The sequence below is a fragment of the Kineococcus sp. G2 genome (assembly GCF_037154035.1).
Lineage (GTDB): Bacteria > Actinomycetota > Actinomycetes > Actinomycetales > Kineococcaceae > Kineococcus.
On the sequence record NZ_JBBBEM010000024.1, the window covers coordinates 17737 to 42163 of the forward strand.

At 75.4% G+C, this 24427-nt stretch carries 29 protein-coding genes; 2 read left to right on the forward strand and 27 right to left on the reverse strand.

What is annotated here, in order from left to right:
- Positions 1 to 26 precede the first annotated feature (26 nt).
- Positions 27 to 503 carry a phosphotransferase gene (locus V9U69_RS05330; RefSeq protein WP_337060272.1) on the forward strand — a complete coding sequence of 159 codons (477 nt, stop codon included), beginning with the start codon at positions 27 to 29 and terminating at the stop codon, positions 501 to 503.
- Here the strand turns inward: V9U69_RS05330 and V9U69_RS05335 are convergent.
- The 7 genes from V9U69_RS05335 to glmS form a co-directional block, all read right to left on the reverse strand.
- Positions 460 to 1284, reverse strand: coding sequence for an alpha/beta hydrolase (locus V9U69_RS05335; protein ID WP_337060273.1), 825 nt, complete (start codon positions 1282 to 1284; stop codon positions 460 to 462). The genes V9U69_RS05330 and V9U69_RS05335 overlap by 44 nt on opposite strands.
- Entirely contained in the window at positions 1281 to 1793 is a 513-nt protein-coding gene (tsaE, locus tag V9U69_RS05340; protein WP_337060274.1) for a tRNA (adenosine(37)-N6)-threonylcarbamoyltransferase complex ATPase subunit type 1 TsaE, read from the reverse strand. Before tsaE ends, V9U69_RS05335 begins: the two co-directional genes overlap by 4 nt.
- Positions 1790 to 2824: an alpha/beta fold hydrolase gene (locus V9U69_RS05345; protein ID WP_337060275.1), complete on the reverse strand. Its 1035-nt coding sequence runs from the start codon at positions 2822 to 2824 to the stop codon at positions 1790 to 1792. The genes tsaE and V9U69_RS05345 overlap by 4 nt, the downstream gene beginning before the upstream one ends.
- Entirely contained in the window at positions 2821 to 3972 is a 1152-nt protein-coding gene (gene alr, locus V9U69_RS05350; protein ID WP_442907614.1) for an alanine racemase, read from the reverse strand. The genes V9U69_RS05345 and alr overlap by 4 nt, the downstream gene beginning before the upstream one ends.
- Before the next feature lie 172 nt (positions 3973 to 4144).
- Entirely contained in the window at positions 4145 to 5626 is a 1482-nt protein-coding gene (locus V9U69_RS05355; protein ID WP_337060277.1) for an NAD(P)H-hydrate epimerase, read from the reverse strand.
- Between the two features lie 94 nt (positions 5627 to 5720).
- Positions 5721 to 6086 carry a holo-ACP synthase gene (locus tag V9U69_RS05360; RefSeq protein ID WP_337060278.1) on the reverse strand — a complete coding sequence of 122 codons (366 nt, stop codon included), beginning with the start codon at positions 6084 to 6086 and terminating at the stop codon, positions 5721 to 5723.
- Positions 6087 to 6155: 69 nt separating this feature from the next.
- The gene (glmS, locus tag V9U69_RS05365; protein ID WP_337060279.1) at positions 6156 to 8027 is read right to left on the reverse strand and encodes a glutamine--fructose-6-phosphate transaminase (isomerizing); all 1872 of its coding nucleotides are present in this window, start codon (positions 8025 to 8027) and stop codon (positions 6156 to 6158) included.
- Positions 8028 to 8196: 169 nt separating this feature from the next.
- Between glmS and coaA the strand changes: the two genes are divergently transcribed.
- A complete protein-coding gene (gene coaA, locus V9U69_RS05370; RefSeq protein ID WP_337060280.1) occupies positions 8197 to 9228 on the forward strand; it encodes a type I pantothenate kinase in 1032 nt (343 codons plus the stop codon).
- Between the two features lie 9 nt (positions 9229 to 9237).
- On the opposite strand, the gene V9U69_RS05375 is transcribed toward coaA, so the two are convergent.
- From V9U69_RS05375 to rplR, 20 genes are all read right to left on the reverse strand, one after another.
- Positions 9238 to 10314 carry a GNAT family N-acetyltransferase gene (locus tag V9U69_RS05375; protein ID WP_337060281.1) on the reverse strand — a complete coding sequence of 359 codons (1077 nt, stop codon included), beginning with the start codon at positions 10312 to 10314 and terminating at the stop codon, positions 9238 to 9240.
- Positions 10315 to 10387: 73 nt separating this feature from the next.
- Entirely contained in the window at positions 10388 to 11743 is a 1356-nt protein-coding gene (gene glmM, locus V9U69_RS05380) for a phosphoglucosamine mutase (RefSeq protein WP_337060282.1), read from the reverse strand.
- 111 nt (positions 11744 to 11854) lie between these two features.
- Complete coding sequence (gene rpsI, locus V9U69_RS05385) at positions 11855 to 12352, reverse strand: 30S ribosomal protein S9 (RefSeq protein WP_442907608.1); 498 nt, start codon at positions 12350 to 12352, stop codon at positions 11855 to 11857.
- 35 nt (positions 12353 to 12387) lie between these two features.
- Positions 12388 to 12831, reverse strand: coding sequence for a 50S ribosomal protein L13 (gene rplM / locus V9U69_RS05390; protein ID WP_337060283.1), 444 nt, complete (start codon positions 12829 to 12831; stop codon positions 12388 to 12390).
- A 164-nt stretch (positions 12832 to 12995) separates the two neighbouring features.
- Positions 12996 to 14678 (reverse strand): ABC-F family ATP-binding cassette domain-containing protein, encoded by a 1683-nt coding sequence (locus V9U69_RS05395; protein ID WP_337060284.1) that lies wholly within the window; start codon positions 14676 to 14678, stop codon positions 12996 to 12998.
- Positions 14679 to 14821: 143 nt separating this feature from the next.
- The gene (locus V9U69_RS05400; RefSeq protein ID WP_337060285.1) at positions 14822 to 15304 is read right to left on the reverse strand and encodes a SixA phosphatase family protein; all 483 of its coding nucleotides are present in this window, start codon (positions 15302 to 15304) and stop codon (positions 14822 to 14824) included.
- 86 nt (positions 15305 to 15390) lie between these two features.
- The gene (locus V9U69_RS05405) at positions 15391 to 16275 is read right to left on the reverse strand and encodes a tRNA pseudouridine synthase A (RefSeq protein ID WP_442907615.1); all 885 of its coding nucleotides are present in this window, start codon (positions 16273 to 16275) and stop codon (positions 15391 to 15393) included.
- An 86-nt stretch (positions 16276 to 16361) separates the two neighbouring features.
- Positions 16362 to 16958, reverse strand: a complete 597-nt coding sequence (gene rplQ, locus V9U69_RS19295) for a 50S ribosomal protein L17 (protein WP_442907609.1) — start codon at positions 16956 to 16958, stop codon at positions 16362 to 16364.
- 60 nt (positions 16959 to 17018) lie between these two features.
- Complete coding sequence (locus V9U69_RS05415) at positions 17019 to 18032, reverse strand: DNA-directed RNA polymerase subunit alpha (protein WP_337060287.1); 1014 nt, start codon at positions 18030 to 18032, stop codon at positions 17019 to 17021.
- 165 nt (positions 18033 to 18197) lie between these two features.
- The gene (gene rpsK / locus V9U69_RS05420; protein ID WP_106209584.1) at positions 18198 to 18605 is read right to left on the reverse strand and encodes a 30S ribosomal protein S11; all 408 of its coding nucleotides are present in this window, start codon (positions 18603 to 18605) and stop codon (positions 18198 to 18200) included.
- 90 nt (positions 18606 to 18695) lie between these two features.
- Positions 18696 to 19076, reverse strand: coding sequence for a 30S ribosomal protein S13 (gene rpsM, locus V9U69_RS05425; RefSeq protein ID WP_337060288.1), 381 nt, complete (start codon positions 19074 to 19076; stop codon positions 18696 to 18698).
- 169 nt (positions 19077 to 19245) lie between these two features.
- Positions 19246 to 19359, reverse strand: a complete 114-nt coding sequence (gene rpmJ, locus V9U69_RS05430; protein ID WP_106209588.1) for a 50S ribosomal protein L36 — start codon at positions 19357 to 19359, stop codon at positions 19246 to 19248.
- 73 nt (positions 19360 to 19432) lie between these two features.
- The gene (gene infA / locus V9U69_RS05435) at positions 19433 to 19654 is read right to left on the reverse strand and encodes a translation initiation factor IF-1 (protein ID WP_012084955.1); all 222 of its coding nucleotides are present in this window, start codon (positions 19652 to 19654) and stop codon (positions 19433 to 19435) included.
- A 163-nt stretch (positions 19655 to 19817) separates the two neighbouring features.
- Positions 19818 to 20630: a type I methionyl aminopeptidase gene (gene map / locus V9U69_RS05440; protein WP_337060289.1), complete on the reverse strand. Its 813-nt coding sequence runs from the start codon at positions 20628 to 20630 to the stop codon at positions 19818 to 19820.
- Between the two features lie 10 nt (positions 20631 to 20640).
- Positions 20641 to 21216, reverse strand: a complete 576-nt coding sequence (locus V9U69_RS05445) for an adenylate kinase (RefSeq protein ID WP_337060290.1) — start codon at positions 21214 to 21216, stop codon at positions 20641 to 20643.
- Positions 21213 to 22514 (reverse strand): preprotein translocase subunit SecY, encoded by a 1302-nt coding sequence (gene secY / locus V9U69_RS05450; RefSeq protein ID WP_337060291.1) that lies wholly within the window; start codon positions 22512 to 22514, stop codon positions 21213 to 21215. The genes V9U69_RS05445 and secY overlap by 4 nt, the downstream gene beginning before the upstream one ends.
- A 210-nt stretch (positions 22515 to 22724) precedes the next feature.
- A complete protein-coding gene (gene rplO, locus V9U69_RS05455; RefSeq protein ID WP_442907611.1) occupies positions 22725 to 23186 on the reverse strand; it encodes a 50S ribosomal protein L15 in 462 nt (153 codons plus the stop codon).
- 1 nt (position 23187) lies between these two features.
- Entirely contained in the window at positions 23188 to 23370 is a 183-nt protein-coding gene (gene rpmD, locus V9U69_RS05460; RefSeq protein WP_337060292.1) for a 50S ribosomal protein L30, read from the reverse strand.
- A complete protein-coding gene (rpsE, locus tag V9U69_RS05465) occupies positions 23370 to 24014 on the reverse strand; it encodes a 30S ribosomal protein S5 (protein WP_337060293.1) in 645 nt (214 codons plus the stop codon). Before rpsE ends, rpmD begins: the two co-directional genes overlap by 1 nt.
- A 34-nt stretch (positions 24015 to 24048) precedes the next feature.
- Positions 24049 to 24426 (reverse strand): 50S ribosomal protein L18, encoded by a 378-nt coding sequence (gene rplR / locus V9U69_RS05470; RefSeq protein ID WP_337060294.1) that lies wholly within the window; start codon positions 24424 to 24426, stop codon positions 24049 to 24051.
- Position 24427 lies beyond the last annotated feature (1 nt).

Here is a 24427-nt window from a genome sequence, read left to right on the forward strand (position 1 = left end):
ACGCCGGCGAACTGCTCGCCCTCGGCGTGCCCGACGCGCGCCCGCGCGCCCTGCCGGGGATCGCCGCCGAGCTGGTGCGGCGACGGGCCCCGCACCTGCGCGACCTGCTGCCGCTCGTCGCCGACGAAGCCGCGGAGCTGGACGAGCTCGGCCCCGCCCCCACCGCGCAGCACGACGACCTGCACGACGGCAACGTGCTCGCGGCCGGGCTGCGGCCGTTCGACTGGGGTGACGCCTGCGTGGGGCACCCCTTCACGAGCCTGCGCGTCGGCCTGCGTCCCGAGCGCGCCGCGGCGGACCACGCCGCCTACCTGGCGGGCTGGGCCGGCGACCCGCGGCGGCTGCGCCGCGCCGCCGACCTCGCCGCCCACCTGGGGGCGATCACCCGGGCGGTGTCGTGGGAGCGGGCCCTGGCCTCCGTGCCGGGGACGCCACCGCCCGAGTTCGCCGGCGCGGTCGTCAGCTGGCTGGAGCGCCTGCGGGACCCGGTGGGCCGGGTGTGAGGCCGTCCGCGAGCCGGCGCACGAACGCGACCGACTCGGCGAACGCGGCGGGCGCGTCGCGGTCCAGCGTCAGCACGTGGAAGCTGTCGCGGTGGACGACCTCGGTGACGTCCGCGGAGGACACCGAGGCCAGGACGCGGGCGCTGGAGCTCGGCGGCAGGACGTGGTCCACCGCGCTGCGCAGCAGCAGCACCGGCTGCCGCACCAGCGGCAGGTCGCGGCGCACGTGGCGCCACAGGGCCGCCTGCGAGCGCAGCGCCCGCAGCGGGGTGCGCTCGTACGCCAGCTCCACCACGCCGGGGGCGGCGATGTCGCCGGCGATGGCGGGGCGGGTGGCGCGCACACGGCCGAGGACCTCCACCGCCAGCTCCAGCGGCCGGGTCAGCCCCGTCGCGGGGTTGGCCAGCACCAGGCCGTCGACCAGCTCCGGGTGCAGCTGCGCCGCCCGCAGGGCCAGGGCTCCGCCCAGGGAGATGCCCGCGACCACGACGACGTCGTGGTGCTCGCGCAGCCGGCGCAGCGCCGCCACCACCTCCGCCAGCCACTGCGGCCAGGTGGAGGCGTTGCACGCCGCCACGGTGCGCCCGTGACCGGGCAGCAGCGGCACGTCCACGCTGCACCCGGCGTCGGCGAACGCCCGCGCCCAGCCGTGCACGCTCTGCGGGGTGCTGGTGAAGCCGTGCACGACGACCACCCCGGCGCGCGCCCCCGGCACCCGCTCGCTCCACGGCCGGGCCCGCTCGTCGCGCTCGAGCAGGTCCCGCTCCGGTACGCCCCTCACGCCCCGCCCAGCGCGGCGGCCAGGTCCACGCCCGCCCACCGCTCGCCGTGCGCGAGCACGCGCGCGGTGCGCGGCTCCACCGGCACCTCCCCGGACTCCCCCACCGGTGCGGCGCCGTGCGGGCGCTCCAGGTGCACCTCCAGGCGCTGCCCGGCGAGGTCCTCCACCAGCCCCGCGCCCCACTCCACGACGGTGACGGCCTCCTCGGCGTCGGCGTCCAGGTCCAGGTCGTCGACCTCCGCCAGGGAACCGACCCGGTAGGCGTCCACGTGCACCAGCGGTGGGCCGCCGCGCAGGGAGGGGTGCACCCGGGCGATCACGAACGTCGGGGAGGTGACCGGACCACGCACCCCCAGCCCGTCGGCGAGCCCGCGGGTCATCGTCGTCTTGCCCGCGCCCACGTCACCGGAGAGGACCACGAGGTCCCCGGCGCGCAGCAGCGCGCCCAGGCGCCGGCCGAACTCCCCGGTGGCCTCGGCGGTGGCCAGCTGCAGCTCCAGCGCGCTCACCGCCGGCCCCGCCGGGTGCGGGAGCGGGCGGCCACCGGCAGGACCACCTCGTCGCCGACGGGGGCGGCGGCACCGGCGGCGCGCGCCAGCAGCCGCTCCAGGCGGGCGGTGACCACCGCGGGGTGCTCCAGCATCACCAGGTGCCCGGCCTGGCGCACCAGCACGTGCTCGGCGCCGGGCACCGCGTCGGCGATGGTGCGCCCGTGGGCGGCGGGCGTCATGAGGTCGCGCTCGGCGGCGATCACCTGCACCGCCCGCCCGGCCAGCGCGGTCAGCGCCTCGCTCTCGTCGAGGGTGCCGAACGCCGGCAGCAGGTCCGCGATGGTCTCCACGGGGGTGGCGGCCATCATGCGGGCGGCGAGCCGCTCCACCTCCGGGGACACCGGCGAGGCGAACGACCAGTGCGACACCAGCCGCTGCTCCACCTCCGCGGCCCGCCGGCGGCTGCGCTCGAGCACGTCGGCGCGCTCGGCGGTGCGCTGCAGCGCCTGCTCGGCCCAGCGCACCAGGTGCCGGCCCAGCAGCGGCAGCCCGTGGTCGAACGCGGCCAGCCCGCCGGAGCTGGTGGCGACCAGGCCGACGCCGCGCACGCGCTCCAGCAGGTCGGGCCGGCGCACCGCCAGCTCCATGATCGTCATGCCGCCCAGGGAGTGCCCCACGAGCACCAGCGGACCGGTGGGGGCCACCGCGTCCAGCACCTGCCCGAGGTCGTCCGCCAGCCGCGCCACCCCCACGGGCCCGCCGGGGCCGCGGGTGGAGCGGCCGTGCCCGCGGTGCTCGGGCAGCACGAGGCGGTACCGGTCGCGCAGCGCCACGCGCTGGAAGTGCCAGGAGTCGGCGCACAGCCCGTAGCCGTGCAGCAGGACGACGGTGGGCGCACCGGCCGGGGCGGCACCGCAGGGGTCGACCTCGACGTGCAGGCGCGCGCCGTCGTCGGTGTCCACCTCGACCGGTTCCCCGTGCAGGGGTTGCAGCTCCTCCCGGGCGGCGCCGGGGCGCCGCCGCAGCCGGGGGGCGACGGCCGCCCTCACGCCGCGGCCCCCGTCCAGCGGCGCGGCACGCGCGGCCCGATGCGGGTGACGACCTCGTAGGCGATCGTGCCGGCGGCCTCCGCCCAGTCCTGCGCGGTCGGCTCCTCCGGCCGCCCCGCCGCCTGCCCGGCGCCGAAGAGCACCACCGGCGCCCCCGGCGCCGGTTCGTCACCACCGAGGTCGACGACCACCTGGTCCATGCACACCCGCCCCAGCACCGGCCGGCGGCGCCCGCCGACGAGCACCGCGGCCGCCGGGCCGGGGACCGTGGAGGCGTGCCGCGGCAGCCCGTCGCCGTACCCGACGGGCACCAGGCCCAGGGTGGTCGCGCGGGGCACGACGTGGGTGAGGCCGTAGGAGACGCCCACCCCGGCGGGCACGGGGCGCACGTGCGCCAGCCGCGCCGTCAGCGTCATCGCCGGCACCAGGCCCAGCCGCGCGGCGGGCGCCGCGGCCGGCGCCGGGCTGAGCCCGTACAGGGCGATGCCGCAGCGGGCCAGGTCCAGGCGCGCGCGCGGCACGAGCAGCGCGGCCGGGGAGTTCGCGTGGTGCAGCAGGCCGGGGTCGACGCCGCGGGCTCGGGCGGTGGCGACGGCGGCGGCGAAGACGTCGAGCTGCGCGTCCACGGAGGGGTCGCCGGGCGCGTCGGCGGAGGCGAAGTGCGCCCACGTGCCGCGCACCCGCACCGACCCCTCGGCGACGTGGCCGGCGACGGCGTCCAGCAGGTCCGCCCACCGCTGCGGGGAGGCGCCGCCGCGGGACATGCCGGTGTCCAGCTCCAGGTGGATCGACGCGGTGCGCCCGGTGGCGCGGGCCGCGGCCACCACCTCCGCCAGCGCCCAGGGGGCGGCCACCGACAGGTCCACGTCGGCGGCGACGGCGGCGGCCAGGTCCAGCCCGGGCGTGAGCAGCCACGCCAGCACCGGCGCGGTGATGCCCGCCCGGCGCAGCGCGAGCGCCTCGTGCACGTGCGCCACGCCCAGCCAGCTCGCCCCGCCGGCCAGGGCGGCGCGGGCGGCGGGCACGGCGCCGTGCCCGTACCCGTCGGCCTTCACCACGGCCATGAGCTGCGCGGTGCCGAGCCGCTCGCGCAGGACGGCGGCGTTGCCGGCGATCGCGTCGAGGTCGACGACGGCCTCCGCCGGCAGCCCCGGCGACGGCTCGGGCGGGGTGCGGCGAGCGGGTGCGGCGGCCGGGTCCACGGCCTCGTCCACGGGTGAGCCCACGCTCCGACGGTACCCGCCGCCCCCGACCTCCCCTCCCCCACCACGGCGGCGGGACCTCGCCCGACGGCCACCCCGGACCCGGCCCGCGCACCCCTCACCAGCCGGGCAGCGACGTCAGCGCCGCCGGCACCGCCTCGGCGACGTCCAGGGCGCTCATCGGGCCTCCGGCGCTGGCCAGGGTGGCGGCCCAGCCGTGCAGGACGGCGGCGTCGGCGGCGACCTCGGCGGCGAGCGCCGGGTCCTGCGCGAGCTCGGCGGCGTGCGAGGCGAGCGCGGCGCCCAGGACGCCGGCGAGCACGTCGCCCGCCCCGGCGGTGGCCAGCCAGGCGGGGGCGGCCGCGGCGGTCAGCACGCTGCCGTCGGGACCGGCGACGGTGGTGACGGAGCCCTTCAGCAGGACGGTGGCGCCGGTGGCGGCCGCGGCGCGGCGGGCGTGCGGCAGCGGGTCGGCCTCCACGGCGGCGCGGGGCACGTCCTCGCCGAGGGCGCCGAGGAGGCGGGAGAGCTCACCGGCGTGGGGGGTGAGCACGTGCTGGGGACCGAGGTCGCGGGGCGCCCCGGCCAGCGCACCGGCGTCCACGACGGCCGGCTCGCCGGAGGCGAGCGCCTCGCGCACCCGCTGCTGCTGCTCGTCGTCGTCCGGGGACACGCCGGGCCCCAGCACCCACGCCTGCACCCGGCCGGGGCCGACGACGGCCTCGGGGCGGTGGTGGCGCACCAGCTCGGCGGGGTGCTCGGGGCCGAGGTAGCGCACCATGCCGGCGCCGGCGCGCACGGCGGCGTCCACGGCCAGCAGGGCGGCGCCGGTGTAGTCGGGGCCGCCGGCGACGACGCCGACGACACCGCGGGAGTACTTGTCGTCGCCGGGGCCGGGGCGGCGCCAGCGGGCGGCGACGTCGGCGGGCTCGACGCGGCGCACCGCGGGGGCGGACAGTTCCTCGCGCACGCCGATGTCGGCGACGACGACGCGCCCGCAGCGGGCGGCGGCGGGCGCCAGCAGGTGGGCGGGCTTGGCGGTGCCGAAGGTGACGGTGACGTCGGCGCGCAGCACGGCGCCCTCGACGGCGCCGCGGTCGGCGTCCAGGCCGCTGGGCAGGTCGACGGCGACGACGACGGGGCCGTCCTCGCCGGCGCCGGCCAGCGCCGCGGGCAGCTCCCTCAGGGGCTCGCGCAGGCCGCCGCGCCCGCCGATGCCGGCGACACCGTCGAGGAGGAGGTCGGCGGCGCGGCAGGCGGCGGGGCCGTCGCCGTCGAAGGGGCGCACGCGCGCGCCGGCGGCCACGGCGGCGGCCAGGCCCTCGGGGTGGGCGGTGCCGGCGGTGGTGAGGACGAGGACACCGGCGCCGCGGCCGGCGAGGCGGGCGGCGGCGAACAGGGCGTCGCCGCCGTTGTCGCCGGCGCCCGCGAGGACGACCACGCGGCGGCCGGTGACGCGGCCGGTGGCGGCGCGCAGCACGGCGGCGCACTCGGCGTCGAGGGCGGTGGCGGCGCGCTGCATGAGGGTGCCCTCGGGGACGGTGGCCATCACGGCGCGTTCGGCGGCGCGGACGTCGGCGGTGGCGTGCGCTTCGATCACCCGCCGACCCTGGCACCGCGGGGACCGGAGCGCTCGCCGAGGCCCACCGGCCGGCTCAGCGGGGCCCCGGGACGTGCCGGGGCGCACGCGGGCGTCAGGCGCCCGGGGCGGACCCCTCGGCCACGACCATCGCCGTGGCGATGCCGGCGTCGTGGGACAGGGAGAGGTGGAAGCGCTCCACACCCGCCTCGCGGGCGATGCGCTCGGCGCTGCCGCGCACCACGACCTCGGGGCGGTGCCCGTCCTCGCGCTCGACGACCACGTCGCGCCACACCAGGCCCACGGGGGCGCCGAGCGACTTGGCGACGGCCTCCTTGGCGGCGAAGCGCGCGGCGAGGGACTCGGCGGGCAGGCCGCGCTCGCCGTCGCCGAACAGCCGGTCCAGCAGTCGCGGCGTGCGCTGGAGCTGCCGCACGAACCGCGCGACGTCGACCACGTCGATGCCCACTCCGACGATCATCCTCAAGCCCCCTCCGCGAGGCGGCCACGGTCCCACGCGGGGTCCGGACCGCCCGCGGCGGGGTCCGGCTCACTCCACGGTGACGGACTTGGCGAGGTTGCGGGGCTGGTCGACGTCCAGGCCCTTGGCGGTGGCGAGCTCGCACGCGAACACCTGCAGCGGCACCACGGCCAGCAGCGGGGACAGCAGCGTGGAGGTGCGCGGGACGCGGATGACGACGTCGGCGTAGGGCTCCACGTCGGTGTCGCCCTCCTCGGCGATGACGAGGGTGCGGGCACCGCGGGCGCGCACCTCCTGGATGTTGGAGACGACCTTGGCGTGCAGCGAGTCGCGCCCGCGGGGGCTGGGCACGACGACGAACACCGGCTGGCCGGGTTCGACGAGGGCGATGGGGCCGTGCTTGAGCTCGCCGGCGGCGAAGCCCTCGGCGTGGATGTACGCCAGCTCCTTCAGCTTCAGGGCGCCCTCCATCGCGACCGGGTAGCCGACGTGCCGGCCCAGGAACAGCACCGAGCGGGTGTCCGCCATGGACCGGGCGATCTCGCGCACCTGCTCCAGGCCGTCGAGCACCTGGCGGACCTGCCCGGGCACCTCGTGCAGCTGGGCGAGGACCTCGGCGACCTCGTCGGCGAACTTGTTGCCGCGCAGCTGCGCCAGGTACAGGCCCAGCAGGTAGCAGGCGGTGATCTGCGCGAGGAACGCCTTGGTGGAGGCCACCGCGATCTCCGGGCCGGCGTGCGTGTACAGCGCCGCGTCGGACTCGCGCGGGATGGTGGAGCCGTTGGTGTTGCAGATGGCGAGCACCTTGGCGCCCTGCTCGCGGGCGTGCCGCACCGCCATGATCGTGTCCATGGTCTCGCCGGACTGCGAGATCGCCACGACGAGGGTGCGCTCGGAGACGACGGGGTCGCGGTAGCGGAACTCGTGCGCCAGCTCCACCTCCACCGGGATGCGGCACCAGTGCTCGATCGCGTACTTGGCGACCTGCCCGGCGTAGGCGGCGGTGCCGCAGGCGATGACGACGATCTTGTCGATGCTGCGCAGCTCCGCCTCGGAGATCTTCATCTCGTCCAGCTGCAGGCGGCCGGCGGCGTCGGTGCGCCCCAGCAGGGTGTCCGCGATGGCCTGCGGCTGGTCGTGGATCTCCTTGGCCATGAAGCTGGGGAAGCCGCCCTTCTCCGCGGCGGAGGCGTCCCAGTCGACGTGGAAGCGGCGGCCCTGCGCGGGCGTGCCGTCGAAGCCGACGACGCGCACCTCGTCGGGGGTGATGGTGACGACCTGGTCCTGACCCAGCTCCAGCGCCTCGCGGGTGTGCGCGATGAACGCCGCCACGTCCGAGCCGAGGTAGTTCGCGCCCTCGCCGAGGCCGACGACCAGCGGGGAGTTGCGGCGAGCGCCCACGATGGTGCCGGGGGCGTCGGCGTGCACGGCCAGCAGGGTGAAGGCGCCCTCGAGGCGCGCGCACACCGCGCGCATCGCCTCGGTCAGGTCCGGGGTGAGGCGGTGCTGGGCGCCCAGCAGGTGGGCGACGACCTCGGTGTCGGTCTCGCTGGTGAACTCCACGCCCGCCTCGGTCAGCTCCGCGCGCAGCGCCGCGAAGTTCTCGACGATGCCGTTGTGGATGACCGCGACCCGGCCGGTGCCGTCCACGTGCGGGTGGGCGTTGGCGTCGGTGGGGCCGCCGTGGGTGGCCCACCGGGTGTGACCGATCGCGGTCTCCGCCGCCGGCAGCGGGTCGGCGTCGAGCAGCTCGACGAGGTTGGCGAGCTTGCCTGCGCGCTTGCGCACGGACACGCCGCCCTCGGTGACGACGGCGATGCCCGCCGAGTCGTACCCGCGGTACTCCAGCCGCCGCAGGCCCTCCAGGACGACGGCCGCGCCGCCCTCCGCTGCCGCGCCCGGTGCCCCGGGTCGCCCGACGTAGCCCACGATGCCGCACATGGTCAGCAAGCGTACGGTCCGGTGCCGGTCCGGGCGGGGAGCACGGTGTGCGGGTGCTGTGCGCGACACCCGGACGGGCGCGCCCGCGCGACCCGCGGGTGACGCACCGTGCGCGCACCGGGGTGCGCGGGCGGCGGGCGGGGCGCCGGCAGCGGGTACCGTGCCGCCGGTGAGCACGGCCGGACACCTGCCCGGGACGTCGCCGTCGCCGGTCAGGCGGCCGGTCGCGCCCGACGCCCCCCGCGACGAGACCCGCGAGGCGTCCCGCGACACCTCCCCGTACGTGGTGCTGGACCGCGCCCAGTGGAGCCGGCTGCGCGCCGCGACCCCGCTGACCCTGACCGCGCAGGACGTCGCGCGGCTGCGCGGCCTGGGCGACCGCGTCGACCTGCGCGAGGTGGAGGAGGTGTACCTGCCGCTGTCGCGACTGCTGACGCTGTACGAGCGCGCCGCCGGCAGCCTGCACGCGGCGACGTCCACGTTCCTGGGCGAGCGGGCGCGGCGCACCCCGTTCGTCATCGGCGTCGCCGGTTCCGTGGCGGTCGGCAAGTCCACCACCGCGCGCGTGCTGCGCGAACTGCTCTCGCACTGGCCGGAGACTCCGCGCGTGGAACTGGTGACCACCGACGGGTTCCTGCTGCCGAACGCCGAGCTGGAGCGGCGCGGGCTGCTGGGCCGCAAGGGGTTCCCGGAGTCCTACGACCGCCGGGCGCTGCTGCGGTTCGTCTCCGCGGTGAAGTCGGGCGCCGCGGAGGTGCGCGCGCCGGTGTACTCGCACCTGACGTACGACATCGTGCCCGGCGAGGAGGCCGTGGTGCGCCGGCCCGACGTGCTCATCGTGGAGGGCCTGAACGTGCTGCAGCCGGCGCGGGTGCGCGCCGACGGCACGCAGGGCGTGGCCGTCAGCGACTACTTCGACTTCTCGCTCTACGTCGACGCCCGCACCGACGACGTGCGCTCCTGGTACGTCTCGCGGTTCCTGGAGCTGCGGCGCACCGCGTTCAACCAGCCGCAGTCGTACTTCCGCCGCTACGCGGACCTCAGCGACGAGGAGGCCGTGGCGCGGGCGCAGCGCATCTGGGCGGACATCAACGAGCGCAACCTCGTGGAGAACGTGCGCCCCACCCGCGGGCGGGCGACGTGCGTGCTGCGCAAGGGCCCGGACCACGCGGTGCAGCAGGTGCGGTTGCGCAAGCTCTGAACCGGCCGCTCAGCGGGCGCTCGCGGCACCCGCGGCCTCGACGGCGTCCAGGGCGGCCTGCACGGCCGGCAGCGGCGCCTCCAGCTCCTCGACGACCTCGTCCGCCCGGAAACCCATCGCCTCGTTGACCGCGACCATCGGCGCGTTGGCGACGGCGTTCCACGTCGTGACCCGCTCGGCGCCCGGCACGTCGCGCAGCGCCGCCCGCAGGCAGGCCACCTTCAGCAGCAGCCCGAGGCGGTGGCCGCGGTGCTCGCGCACCACGAGGGTGTCGTGCTGCAGCAGCCGCTGCGGCTCGTGCCGGGAGTTCACCAGCACCGTGTACCCGACGGGCTCGCCGCCCGGGGACAGGGCCAGCGCCGTCCACCACCGCCTGCCCTGCGCGCTGCGCAGCGCCTCCCCCTCGCGCACCCGGGCGGCGTCCCACACCTCCGGGGTGGTGCTCAGCTCCCCCAGCGGGGCGTCGGTGCTCATCCGCGACGCCAGGTGCGCGAGCGCGTCGACGTGCTCCTGCGGCGCGGGGCCGGCCCAGGTCCGCACCGCGTACCCGGCGGCGTGCGGGGCGGCGGTGCGCTCCAGCTCCTCCAGCAGCCCCTCGGGCGGCGGCAGCAGCAGCTGGCGGCGGGCGACGGCCTGGGCGAGCGTGAACCCCCACGCGGCCGCGGCGGCCGAGCCGGGCCAGTCGCCGGCGGCCACGTCCAGCGGCCGCTCGGTCGTGCAGCGCACGCGGGTGCGCCCGGCCGCCGCGGCCACGTCCAGGCAGGCGCGCAGCAGGGCGCTGCCCACCCCGCGGCGGCGGTGGGCGGGGACGACCGCGACGTCGACGAGCGCCAGGTGCGCGTTGTCGTGCACGGGCAGCCACACCTCGGCGGCGCCGAGCGCCGTCCCGGCGCCGTCGCGCGCCAGCAGCAGGTGGATCCGGTCGTCGACGGTGCCGTGCTCGAGCTCGGCGCGCCGCTCCCCCGGTTGCCACAGCGCCGGGTCCGCGCGGCCGTGGGACTCCCCGGCGGCCTGCGCGGCGTACCAGTCGTCGAAGTGCTCGGCCGCCCAGGCGGCGCGGGCGGGGTCGTCGGTGCTGGTCGCCACGATGCGCACGGCACCAGTGAGCCAGGGCACCCGCGGTGCGGGCGAGGAGTTTTCCGGGCGGGACGCCGGGGCGTCAGAGCGCCAGGCGCTCGCGCACCACGCCCGCCAGGCGGTCGGCGACCTCCTGGGCGTGCTCGGTGCGCGCGGCCTCGACCATGACGCGCACGAGCGGCTCGGTGCCGCTGGGGCGCAGCAGCACGCGGCCGGTCCCGCCCAGCTCGGCCTCGGCCGCTGCGACGGCCTCGCGCAACCGCTCGTCCTGCCCGGCGCGGGACTTGTCCACGCCGCGCACGTTGACGAGGACCTGCGGCAGGCGCTGCACGACGCCCGCGAGGTCGGCGAGCGAGCGGCCGGTGCCCGCCACCCGCGCCAGCAGGTGCAGGGCCGTCAGCACGCCGTCGCCGGTGGTGGCGTGCGCCGGCAGGACGACGTGGCCGCTCTGCTCACCGCCGATGCTCCAGCCCCCCGCACCCAGCGCCTCGAGCACGTAGCGGTCCCCGACGCCGGTCTCCACCAGCCGCACGCCCTCGCGCTGCATGGCCAGCCGCAGGCCGAGGTTGCTCATCACGGTCGCCACGAGGGTGGACTCGTGCAGCTCACCGCGCTCGCGCATCGCCAGCGCCAGGACGGCGAGGATCTGGTCGCCGTCCACGACCTGACCGGTCGCGTCCACGGCCAGGCAGCGGTCGGCGTCGCCGTCGTGGGCGATGCCGACGTCGGCGCCGTGGGCGAGGACGGCCTCGGTGAGGGGGCCCAGGTGGGTGGAGCCGCAGCCGTCGTTGATGTTCAGCCCGTCGGGGTGCGCGAACAGGGTGGTCACGCGCGCCCCGGCCTCGGCGAGCACGCGCGGGGCGATGGCGCTGGCCGCCCCGTTGGCGCAGTCCACGACGACGTGCAGGCCGTCCAGCCGGTTCGGCAGGGTGGACAGCAGGTGCGCGGCGTAGGTGTCGGCGGCGTCCTGCTCGACGTCCGGGCCGGAGTGCACCCGCCCCACGGCCGCACCGGTGGGGCGGCGGCCGCCGCCGGCGCGGAACTCCCGCTCGACGGCGTCCTCGACCTCGTCGGGCAGCTTCGTGCCGCCGCGGGCGAAGATCTTCAGCCCGTTGTCCGGCATGGGGTTGTGCGAGGCGGACAGCATCACGCCGAAGTCGGCGCCGGTGACGTCGACGAGGTGGGCCAGCGCGGGGGTGGGCACCACGCCCACGTCCAGCACGTCCACGCCGGCGCTGGCGAGCCCCGCCACGACCGCCGCGGACAGGAACTGCCCGGACACGCGCGGGTCCCTGCCCACGAGGGCGCGCGGGTGCGCGGCCCCGCCCGGTGCGGCGAGCACCGTCGCCGCCGCCACGGACAGGCCCAGGGCCGTCTCCGCGGTCAGGTCGACGTTCGCCAGGCCCCGAACCCCGTCGGTGCCGAAGAGCCGTCCCACTGCGTCCGTCCCCCACTCGGTCCAATGCGTCCTGACACCACGACGGCCCCGGGGTTCTCCCCCGGGGCCGTCGCGGTGTGAGCTGTGCGTGCCCGCGGGTGCGGGCGCGGATCAGCGCTTGCTGAACTGCGGCGCCTTGCGGGCCTTCTTCAGACCGGCCTTCTTGCGCTCGATGGCGCGCGGGTCGCGGGTCAGGAACCCGGCCTTCTTCAGCGCCGGGCGGTTCGCCTCGAGGTCGATCGCGTTGAGCGCGCGGGCCACGCCCAGGCGCAGCGCACCGGCCTGGCCGGAGGAGCCGCCGCCGTGGATGCGGGCGATGACGTCGAAGGAGCCCTCGAGCGCGGTGACCCGGAACGGCTCGTTGACGAGCTGCTGGTGCACCTTGTTCGGGAAGTAGCTCTCCAGCTCACGGCCGTTGATCGACCACTTGCCCGAGCCGGGGACGATGCGCACGCGGGCGATGGCCTCCTTGCGGCGGCCGGTGGCCCCGCCGGGGGCGATCACGCTGTTGCCGCCGGTCTGCGGCTGCGCGGACTCGCTGGTGTAGGTGCCGGTGAACTCGTCGGACTCGGTGATGTCTTCGACGGTCTCGGTGGTGTACTCGGCCACGGTTCTCCTCAGTCAGTTCGCAGTGGGGGCGGCGCTCACTGCGCGACCTGGGTCAGCTCGAAGGGCTGCGGCTGCTGCGCCGCGTGCGGGTGCTCCGGGCCGGCGTAGACCTTGAGCTTGGACAGCATCTGCCGTCCCAGCGAGTTCTTCGGCAGCATCCCGCGGACGGCCTTCTCCACGGCCTTCTCGGGGCTCTGCTCCAGCAGGTCCACGTAGCTCGTGGCCTTCAGGCCGCCCGGGTACCCGGAGTGGCGGTAGGCGATCTTCTGCTCGCGCTTGGACCCCGTCAGGGCCACCTTGGCGGCGTTGACGATGACGACGTAGTCGCCGCCGTCCACGTGCGGCGCGAAGGTCGGCTTGTGCTTGCCGCGGAGCAGGGTGGCCGTCTGCGACGCGAGGCGACCCAGGACGACGTCCTCCGCGTCGATGACGAGCCAACGGCGGTCGATGTCGCCGGGCTTCGGGGTGAACGTGCGCACGGGGCTTGCCCATCTCCTCGAGACGATTGCGGAACGGGCCCGCGCTCGGGGCCTTCTGCTCCGGGGTTTCCGGGCGGACAGGCACTGCGTGGGCACAACGACCAATGACGTTACCCGCCCCGGTGCCGAAGGGTCAAAACGGCTGCGCGCCGCACCGGGGTGGATCAGCGGGCCCGCGCCACCCGCGCCACGTCCCACACCGGCTCGGCGCTCTCGACGACCCGCCCGTCGGCGCCGAAGACGAGGAAGCGGTCGAAGCCGCGGGCGAACCAGCGGTCGTGGGTGACCGCCACCACGGTGCCCTCGAAGGAGGCGAGCGCCTGCTCCAGCGCCTCGGCCGAGTGCAGGTCGAGGTTGTCGGTGGGCTCGTCCAGCAGCAGCAGCGTGGCGCCGGACAGCTCCAGCAGCAGGATCTGCAGCCGGGCCTGCTGGCCGCCGGAGAGGTGCTCGAAGCGCTGCTCGGCGGCCTGCGCCAGCCCGTAGCGGTCCAGCGCCCGCGCGGCCGCCTCCCGGTCCAGGCCGGAGCGGTGGGCGGTACCGCGGTGCAGCACGTCCAGCAGGGTGCGGCCCACCAGCGCCGGCTGCTCGTGCGTCTGCGCGAACCAGCCCGGCCGCACCCGCGCCCCCAGCCGCACCGCGCCCGCGTGCGGCACGGCGGCCACGGGGTGCTCGTCGACGGGGGCGTGCTCGGGGTCGGGGTCGGAGCCCCCGGCCGCCAGCAGCCGCAGGAAGTGCGACTTCCCCGAGCCGTTGGAGCCGAGGACCGCCACCCGGTCGCCCAGGTGCAGCTCCGCGTCGAAGGGCCGCATCAGGCCGGTCAGCTCCAGCCCCTCGCACACCACGGCCCGCTTGCCGGTGCGGCCGCCGCGCAGGCGCATCCGCACGTCCTGCACCGCCGGTGGCGCCTGCGGCGGCCCGGCCTCCTCGAACCTCGCCAGCCGCGTCTGCGCCGCGGCGTAGCGGGAGGCGACGCCGTCGTTGAACTTCGCCTTCTCGCGCAGCGAGAGCACCAGGGCGCGCAGCTTCACGCGCTCCTCGTCCCAGCGCCGGCGCAGCTCCTCCAGCCGCTCCCCGCGCGCGGTGCGCGCCTCGCCGTAGGTGGCGAAGGAGCCGCCGTGCACCCACGACACGGCGCCCAGCGGGCCGGGCTCGAGCGTGACGATGCGGTCGGCGGCGGCGGACAGCAGCTCGCGGTCGTGGCTGACCAGCAGCACCGACTTGGCCGTGGCCCGCAGCTGCTCCTCCAGCCAGCGCTTGCCCGGCACGTCGAGGTAGTTGTCCGGCTCGTCCAGCAGCAGGACCTCGTCGGGCCCGCGCAGCAGCGCCTCCAGCACCAGCCGCTTCTGCTCCCCGCCCGAGAGGGTGCGCACCAGGCGGTGCCGGCAGGCCTCGAAACCCACCCCCAGCGCGGCGGTGGTGCACTCGTCCCAGCCCACCTCGGCGTCGTAGCCGCCCGCGTCGCCGTAGTCGGCCAGGGCCTGCGCGTAGCGCATCTGCTCGCGCTCGGCGTCCGTCTCCAGCATCGCCGCCTCGGCGGCGTCCACGGTCGCGGCGGCCTCGCGCAGCGGCGCCGGGGCGACGGAGGCCAGCAGCTCGCCGACGGTGGTGGCGTCGCGCACCGAGCCGACGAACTGCCGCATGACCCCCAGGCCGCCGCTGCGGGCGATCGCCCCGGACTGGACGGGCTCGTCGCCGGCGACCAGCCGCAGCAGCGTCGTCTTGCCGGTGCCGTTGGGACCCACCAGCGCGGTGGTGGTGCCGTCGGCGACGCGGAACGTCACCTCGTGCAGCAGGGGGCGGCCGTCGGGCAGCTCGTGGCTGACGGCCTGGACGTCGACGTGACCCACGGGCGGTCAGTCTGCCCGGCCGCGCCGGGCCGGCGCCGCCGGTTTCCCCGCCGCCGCTTCCTCCGCTGCCGGTACCCCCGCCACCGGTCCCCCGGTCACGCGTTCCCCGGCCACCCGTCCCCGCACGGCGGCGGGGCCCGCGCTCACGCGCGGGCCGTGTGCACGGTGCGCAGCGCGCAGCTGGTGGTGTCGGCGTCGGCCCACTCCCCCGCCACGTCGAGCACCGCGACGCCGCAGGTGCGCAGCTGCTGCACCTCGCCGGTCAGCGCCTCCAGCAGGTCGGACAGGCCCGGGTTGTGGCCGACCAGGACGACGACCGACTCCGGGCGGTCGGTGTCCAGCCCGCGCACCAGGCGCAGCAGGTCCCCCGCGGAAGCCTCGTAGACCCGCTCCTCGTCCACGATCGACGGCTCGACGCCCCAGGCGTCCAGCAGGCGGGCCGTGGTCTCCTCCGTGCGCCGCGACGGCGAGGTGACCAGCAGGTCGGGGGCGGCGACGTGCTCGGACAGCCAGCGACCGGCGGCGGCCGCGTCCGCGCGGCCCCGCTCGGTGAGGGGGCGGGCGATGTCCTGCAGGCCGAGGGGAGTGTCCGCCTTGGCGTGGCGGACGAGGACGAGCGTGGGCACGGAGCAAGCCTGCCCCACCGCCCCCGGCGCCCGGCAGGCGCCCCCGCGCACCGCCGGCACGCCCGCACCGCGGCGGGCGGAGCGGGTCAGCGCGGGCGCAGGGGGTCCTCGGCGGCCGGCGGGGCGGGCAGCGAACGCACGGCGCGCGCCTCGCGGGCGCGCGCGGCCAGCTCCGCCTCGGGCGGGTAGGAGACCTCCTCCAGGCACAGCCCGTGCGGGGCGACGACGGCGACGGCCGGGTCGCGCACCCCGCGCAGCAGCACCTGCGCCGGCCAGTCGGGCCCGCGGCGGCCGTCGCCCACGGCGAGGACGGCGCCGACGAGGGCGCGCACCATCGAGTGGCAGAAGGCGTCGGCGCGCACGTCGGCCACCAGCAGCCCCGCGTACGGCCCCTCCCGCTCGCGCCGCCACGAGTGCGCCAGCAGCGTGCGCACGGTCGTGGCGCCCTCGCGGGGCCGGCAGTAGGCGGCGAAGTCGTGCAGGCCGACCATCGCGCGGGCGGCGGCGTCCATCGCGTCCGCGTCGAGCGGTCGCCGGTGGTGCAGGACGTGGGAGCGCAGCAGCGGAGGTGCACCGGCGGGGTCGTCGCTCACGCGGTAGGCGTAGCGGCGCCGCAGGGCGGAGAAGCGCGCGTCGAAGCCGTCCGGGGCGACGGCGGCGCGGTGCACCCGCACGTCGGCCGGCAGGACGCCCGCCAGGCGCCGCACGAGGGCGGCGCCGGGGTCGGAACCGGAACGGCCCGGTGCCGCCTCCCACGCGGCGCGGGGCACGTCCACGTGCGCGACCTGCCCGCGGGCGTGGACACCGGCGTCGGTGCGGCCGGCGACCGTCAGGCGCGGGGGCGGCTCCAGGCGCAGCACGCGCCCCAGGGCGCGCGTCAGCTCGCCCTGCACGGTGCGCAGCCCCGGCTGCTCGGCCCACCCGGCGAAACCCGCGCCGTCGTAGCCGAGGTCGAGGCGCAACCGCAGCAGCTCCCGGGCACCGGCCGGGCCGACGCGGACGAGCCCGCCCTCCCCAGCGGGGAGGACGGGCTCGTCGCGGTGCGTGGAGGAGGCGCTCAGGCCTTCCCCTCCGCGCTCTCGTCGCTCGGGTCGGCCTCGGCGGCGTCGACCTCGGCACCGGTGTCGGCGCCGTCACCCTCGGGCAGGGTGTCGGGCTGGTCCACGCTGCCCGGCTCCACGGGCTCCTCCGCCGCGGCCTGGCCGGCCTCGGCGTCGGCGGCCACGGCGGCGGAGGCCGCGGCGGCGCTCGCGGCGGCCTGCTCGGCCTCGCGGACGGTGGCCTGCTTCGGGCTGACCGGCTCCATGACGAGCTGGATGACCGCCATGGGGGCCTGGTCGCCCTTGCGGGGGCCGATCTTCACGATGCGGGTGTAGCCGCCCTCGCGCTCGGCCATGGCCGGGGCGATCTCGGTGAAGAGGAAGTGCACGACGGACTTGTCGCGCACGGTCTTCATCACGTGGCGGCGGGACGCGAGGTCACCCTTCTTCGCGAAGGTGATCAGGCGCTCCGCGACCGGGCGCAGGCGCTTGGCCTTCGCCTCGGTCGTGGTGATGCTGCGGTGGTCGAAGAGCTGCGTCGCCAGGTTGGCGAGGATGAGCTTCTCGTGGGCCGGCCCGCCGCCGAGCCGCGGACCCTTGGTGGGGGTGGGCATGGTTGTCGATCTCCTCGAAGGTCGCCGACACCCGGGTGGAGGGTGCCGGTCAGCGGACGGTCAGAGCTGCTCGTCCTCGGCGAAGGACGAGTCGTCCTCCTCGAAGTCGTTGACGGCGGTGCTCGGGTCGAACCCGGGCGGGGAGTCCTTGAGGTGCAGGCCCATGCCCGCCAGCTTGGCCTTCACCTCGTCGATGGACTTCTGCCCGAAGTTGCGGATGTCGAGCAGGTCGGCCTCGCTGCGCGAGACCAGTTCGCCGACGGAGTGGATGCCCTCGCGCTTGAGGCAGTTGTAGGAGCGGACCGTCAGGTCCAGCGCCTCGATCTCCAGCGCGAGGTCGGCCGCGAGCGCGGCGTCGGTGGGCGAGGGACCCATGTCGATGCCCTCGGCCTCGACGTTCAGCTCGCGCGCCAGACCGAACAGCTCGACGAGCGTCTTGCCGGCGGAGGCGACGGCGTCGCGCGGGGTGATGGCGTGCTTGGTCTCGACGTCCACGACGAGGCGGTCGAAGTCCGTCCGCTGCTCGACGCGGGTGGCCTCGACCTTGTACGTCACCTTCAGCACGGGCGAGTAGATGGAGTCGACCGGGATGCGGCCGATCTCCTGCTCGCCGGACTTGTTCTGGGCGGCCGAGACGTAGCCGCGGCCGCGCTCGACCGTCAGCTCCATCTCGAGCTTGCCCTTGCCGTTGAGCGTGGCGATGTGCAGGTCCGGGTTGTGGACCTCCACGCCTGCCGGCGGCGCGATGTCGGCGGCCGTGACGGCGCCGGGCCCCTGCTTGCGCAGGTACATCACGACGGGCTCGTCGTGCTCGGAGGAGACGACGAGGTTCTTGACGTTGAGGACGATCTCGGTGACGTCCTCCTTGACCCCCGGCACGGAGGTGAACTCGTGGAGCACACCGTCGATGCGCAGGCTGGTCACGGCCGCGCCCGGGATCGACGACAGCAGGGTGCGGCGCAGCGAGTTGCCCAGGGTGTACCCGAAACCGGGCTCGAGGGGCTCGATGACGAAGCGCGAGCGGTACTCGCCGACGACGTCTTCGGTGAGGGTGGGGCGCTGTGCGATCAGCACGGAGGTTCCTTCCCGCGGGCGTCCGCCATATGACGCCCCGCACGCCCGTCAGCATCGGTCCACCGACGGGGTCTGGCTGGTCTGGCTGGTCCGGCCTCTCGGGCCGGTCGGGAGGACGCCGGCCGCGCTCCCCCGCCGGGGGGTGCGGCCGGCGTCGTCACCGGGTCAGACGCGCCGGCGCTTGGGGGGCCGGCAGCCGTTGTGCGGGCTGGGGGTGACGTCCTGGATGGCGCCGACCTCCAGGCCGGTGGCCTGGAGGGAGCGGATCGCGGTCTCCCGGCCGGAGCCGGGGCCCTTGACGAAGACGTCGACCTTGCGCATGCCGTGCTCCTGGGCGCGGCGGGCGGCGGCCTCGGCCGCCATCTGGGCGGCGAACGGGGTGGACTTGCGCGACCCCTTGAAGCCGACCTGGCCGGCGGACGCCCAGGCGATCACCGCACCGGTGGGGTCGGTGATCGAGACGATCGTGTTGTTGAACGTGCTCTTGATGTGCGCGTGGCCGTGCGCGACGTTCTTCTTCTCCTTGCGACGCGGCTTGCGCGTCGCCGTGGCCTGGCGGCTCTTGGGAGGCATGGTGTCCGGACTCCTGGTGGACTGCGACGACTGAGTTCGAGGGCGAGCCGGTGGACGGCTCGCGAGGCGACCCTGAGGGCCGCGCACTGCTTACTTGCGACCGGCCTTCTTCTTGCCGGCCACGGTGCGCTTCGGTCCCTTGCGGGTGCGGGCGTTGGTCTTGGTGCGCTGCCCGCGGACGGGCAGGCCGCGGCGGTGCCGCAGACCCTGGTAGGTGCCGATCTCGACCTTGCGGCGGATGTCGGCCGCCACCTCGCGGCGGAGGTCGCCCTCGACGCGGTAGTTGCCCTCGATGTGGTCGCGCAGGGCGACCAGGTCGTCGTCCGAGAGGTCGCGGACGCGCAGGTCCGGGCTGACGCCGGTAGCGGTCAGCGTCTCCTTGGCGCGCGTGCGCCCGACGCCGTAGATGTACGTGAGCGCGATCTCGAGCCGCTTCTCGCGGGGGAGGTCGACGCCGACGAGACGTGCCATGCGGGTGGTCCCTCTTCTGTCGCGGAGGTCTGGCGCAGCACCGCTCCCGCTCTCGTCCGGCGGGTCCCCGGCCTCCGACCGGGGGTGTCGCCCGCTCCCGGCGTGCGGGGCGGGCGGGTGCTGCGATGGGTGCCGCCGGCTGCGGGGCCCGGCGGCGGTGGTCCTGCGATCAGCCCTGGCGCTGCTTGTGGCGCAGGTTGTCGCAGATGATCATGACCCGGCCGTGGCGGCGGATCACCTTGCACTTGTCGCAGATCTTCTTGACGCTCGGCTTGACCTTCATCGTGTCTCCGGTCGAGCAGACCGGACCCCGACCACGGAGGTGGCGGGACCGCGGCCGGCGGCCAGTGGGGGAATCACTTGTAGCGGTAGACGATGCGCCCGCGGGACAGGTCGTACGGGCTGAGCTCGACGACCACCCGGTCCTCGGGGAGGATGCGGATGTAGTGCTGCCGCATCTTCCCGGAGATGTGGGCGAGCACCTTGTGACCGTTGCTCAGCTCGACGCGGAACATCGCGTTCGGCAGAGCCTCGATCACGGTGCCCTCGATCTCGATGACCCCGTCCTTCTTCGGCATGTCCTCCGCTTTTCATCAAGTGACGGTTCGGTGTCCGCCGCGCTCCGCCCGGGGCCCGGAGGCATCGGGACGTGGGCATGGCGAACCAACGGTCAAGCTTAGTCGACGGCGCGCCCTGGGCGAAATCGGCGGCGCTCACCGACCGGGACCCGCTGCGCGGCAGTCAGTCCTGCGGCACGGAGACCCCGAGCGGGCCGAGCTCGGAGGCTCCCCCGTCGGGGGCGGTGAGGACCCACAGGCCCTCCTCCAGCACCGCCACCGTGTGCTCCCAGTGCGCGGCGCGGGCACCGTCGGAGGTGACCACGGTCCACTCGTCGGCCAGCACGTCGGTCTCGACGCCGCCGCGCGTGCACATCGGCTCCACGGCCAGGCACATGCCCGGGCGGACCTTGGGACCGCGCTCGCGCGCGCGGTGGTTGAGCACCTCCGGCGCCATGTGCATGGCCGTGCCGATGCCGTGGCCGGTGTACCCGTCGACGATGCCGAAGCGGCCGCCGACGGCGTCCTCCACGGCGGCGCCGACGTCACCGACGCGCCCGCGGCGGTCCAGGGCGGCGATGCCCGCCCAGAGCGCCTTCCGGGTGGTCTCGACCAGGTCCACGTCCGCCGGGTCGGTGGGCTCCCCCACGATCGCGGTGAACGCGGAGTCGCCGTGCCAGCCGTCGACGATCGCGCCGCCGTCGACGGAGACGACGTCGCCCTCGGCGAGGACCTGCTCGCCCGGGATGCCGTGCACCACGACGTGGTTGACCGAGATGCACAGGGTCGCCGGGTAGCCGTGGTAGCCGAGGAAGTTGGACGTGCCCCCGCCGGCGCGGATCACCTCCGCGGCGATGCCGTCCAGCTCACGGGTGGTGACGCCCGGGCGGATGGCCGCCCGGGCGCTCTCCAGGGCGGCGTGGGTGAGCAGGCCCGCCCTGCGCATGGCCAGGACCTGCTCGGGCGTCTTGATCTCGACGCGCTCGCGGCCGAACAAGGCCCCCGCCTCAGCCGGCGTCGGAGGCGAGGGCGTCCAGCAGGCGCGAGGTCACCTCGGGGACCTCGCCCAGGCCGTTCACGCTGCGCAGCAGGCCCCGCTCGGAGTACACGGACACCAGGGGGGCGGTCTGCTCGGCGTAGACCTCCTGCCGGGTGCGGATGACCTCCTCGGTGTCGTCGCTGCGGCCCTCGACCTGCGCCCGCTTCGTCAGGCGGCGCACCAGCTCGTCGGGGTCGGCGGTGATCTCGAGGACGCGGTCCAGCTTGGCACCGAGGCCGGCGAGCATGTCGTCCAGCTCGCGGACCTGGTCGGTGGTGCGCGGGTACCCGTCGAGGATGAAGCCGTCGGCGGCGTCCGGCTGCGCGAGGCGGTCGCGGACCATCGCGTTGGTGACGGAGTCCGGCACGTACTTGCCGGCGTCCAGGTACTCCTGGACGGTCCTGCCCAGTTCGGTCCGCTGCGCCACGTTGGCCCGGAAGATGTCACCGGTGGAGATCGCGGGGATCCCCAGCTGCTCGGACAGGCGCTTGGCCTGGGTGCCCTTGCCGGCACCGGGGGGACCGAGGAGGACGAGACGACTCATCGCAAGAACCCTTCGTAGTTGCGCTGCTGGAGCTGGGACTCGATCTGCTTCACCGTCTCGAGCCCGACCCCGACGATGATCAGGATCGACGTGCCCCCGAAGGGGAAGTTGGAGTTGGCGTTGAACGCCACCAGCGCGATCAGGGGGAGCAGCGAGACGAGCCCCAGGTAGAGCGAGCCGGGCAGGGTGATGCGCGTGAGGATGTAGTCGAGGTACTCGGCGGTGGGCCGGCCGGCGCGCACGCCGGGGATGAAGCCGCCGTACTTGCGCATGTTCTCGGCGACCTCGTCCGGGTTGAACGTGATCGCGACGTAGAAGTACGCGAAGAAGATGATCAGCAGGAAGTAGGTGATCATGTAGATCGGGTGGTCGCCCGTGACCAGGTGCTCGTTGATCCACACGACCCACCCGGCGTTCTGATCGCTGAACTGACCCACCAGCGCCGGCAGGTACAGCAGCGACGAGGCGAAGATGACCGGGATGACGCCGGCCATGTTGACCTTGAGCGGGATGTAGGTGGAGCTGCCGCCGAACATGCGCCGGCCGATCATCCGCTTGGCGTACTGCACGGGCACGCGGCGCTGGGACTGCTCGACGGCGACGACGGCGGCGACGACGACGAGCCCCATGAGGAGCACCGCGAGGAACGTGAGGGTGCCGCGCTCGCGCTGGATGGCCCACAACGACGTGGGGAACCCGGCGGCGATCTGGGTGAAGATCAGCAGGGACATGCCGTTGCCGACGCCGCGCTCGGTGACGAGCTCGCCGAGCCACATGATGAGGCCCGTGCCGGCGGTCATGGTCATGACCATGAGGACGATGGCCGGGATGCTCTGGTCGGGCACCACCTCGGCGTTGCAGGCGGTGCCGAACAGGCGGGACGGGTCCCGGGCGATCGTCACGTACGTCGTCGACTGCAGGATCGCCAGGGCGATCGTGAGGTAACGGGTGTACTGGGTCAGCTTGGTGGTGCCCTGCTGCCCCTCCTTCTTCAGCGCCTCGAAGCGAGGGATCACCACGGTGAGCAGCTGGATGATGATGCTCGCCGTGATGTACGGCATGATCCCGAGCGCGAAGATGCTCAGCTGCAGCAGCGCGCCGCCGGAGAAGAGGTTGACCAGGCCCAGCAGGTCGTTCCCGGACTCGGCCAGCGCGATGCACTGCTGCACCGCGCCGTAGTCGACGCCGGGCGTGGGCACGAACGAGCCGACCCGTACCAGCACGATGATGCCGAGCGTGAAGAGCAGCTTGCGGCGCAGGTCCGGCGTGCGGAACGCGCGGGCCAATGCGGTGAGCACGTGAACCTCCTGCGCCACCGCTGCCCGGCGGGGCGCGGCGGGTGGACTTCGTGGACGGACTTGCGGAGGACCTGCCGGGTCGGCGCGCACAGCGCGCGTCTCCCCGTTCACCCTACAGTCCCCCACAACGCGCACACGGCGGTAGCGGGCGATCACTCGCCGCTACCGCCGTGTGCGGTGTGGAACCGGTGGAGCTGTGGGGCCGGAGCCTCAGGCGGCGGTCGTCGTCCCGCCGGCGGCCGCGATCTTCTCGGCCGCCGAGGTGGAGAACTTGTCCGCGGTCACCTGCAGGGCCACGGTGACCTCACCGGTGCCCAGCACCTTGACGGGCTGGCCCTTGCGGACGGCGCCCTTGGCGACCAGGTCCTCGACCGTGACCGCGCCGCCCTCGGGGTAGAGGGAGGCCAGCTTGTCGAGGTTGACCACCTGGTACTCGACGCGGAACGGGTTCTTGAACCCGCGCAGCTTCGGCAGGCGCATGTGCAGGGGCATCTGGCCGCCCTCGAAGGCCTCGGGCACCTGGTAGCGGGCCTTGGTGCCCTTGGTGCCGCGACCGGCGGTCTTGCCCTTGCTGGCCTCACCGCGGCCGACGCGGGTCTTGGCGGTGTGCGACCCCGGCGCGGGGCGCAGGTGGTGCAACTTCAGGACGTGCTCGCCCGGCTGGTTCGCCATGTCAGTCAACCTCCTCGACGGTCACGAGGTGAGCGACCGTCTTGGCCATGCCGCGGAACTCCGGCTTGTCGTCCTTGACGACGCTCTGCCCGATCTTGTGCAGCCCGAGGCTGCGCAGGGTGTCCCGCTGGTTCTGCTTACCACCGATGCCGGACTTCACCTGGGTGACCTTGATGCGACCCATCAGGCGCTCACCCCCTCGGCACGGGCGCGCAGCAGCGCGGCGGGGGCCACGTGGTCCACCGGCAGGCCGCGGCGCGCCGCGACCTGCTCGGGACGCTCCAGACCCCGCAGGGCCTCGATCGTCGCGTGGACGATGTTGATCGCGTTGTCGGAGCCGAGCGACTTCGACAGGACGTCGTGGACGCCCGCGCACTCCAGCACGGCGCGCACCGGGCCACCGGCGATGACGCCGGTACCCGGGGAGGCCGGGCGCAGCATGACCACGCCGGCCGCCTTCTCGCCCTGGATGGGGTGCGGGATGGTGCCCTGGATGCGGGGCACCCGGAAGAAGTTCTTCTTGGCCTCCTCGACGCCCTTGGCGATCGCCGCGGGCACCTCCTTGGCCTTGCCGTAGCCGACGCCGACGGTGCCGTCGCCGTCGCCCACGACCACGAGGGCCGTGAAGCTGAAGCGCCGGCCGCCCTTGACGACCTTGGCCACGCGGTTGATGGTCACCACGCGCTCGACGAAGTTGCCGCGGTCACCCGCGTCGCCCCGCCCGCGCTGGTCGCGGCCGCCGTCACGGCGGTCCCGACGGTCGTTGCCACGGTTGTCGCCGCCGCCGGCCGCACCGGCGCCGGCGCCTCGGCGCTGGGGTCCAGGCATCAGACGTTCCTCATCTCATCGACAGTTCGGGTCATCACAGGGCGAGACCAGCCTCGCGGGCGCCGTCGGCGATCGCCGCGACACGCCCGGCGTACCGGTTGCCGCCGCGGTCGAAGACCACGGCCTCGATGCCGGCCGCCTTGGCCCGCTCGCCGACGAGGACGCCGACGGCCTTCGCCTTGGCCGACTTGTCGTCACCGCTGGCACGCAGGTCCGCCTCCATGGTCGAGGCCGACGCGAGGGTGTGACCCGCCGCGTCGTCGATGACCTGCACGAAGACGTGCCGGCTGGAGCGGGTGACGACCAGGCGCGGGCGCACGGCGGTGCCCACGACCTTCTTGCGCACTCGGGTGTGACGGCGCTTGAGCGCAGCCGCCTTGCCCTTCTGGGTCCGCTGGGTGGAGAGAGCCATC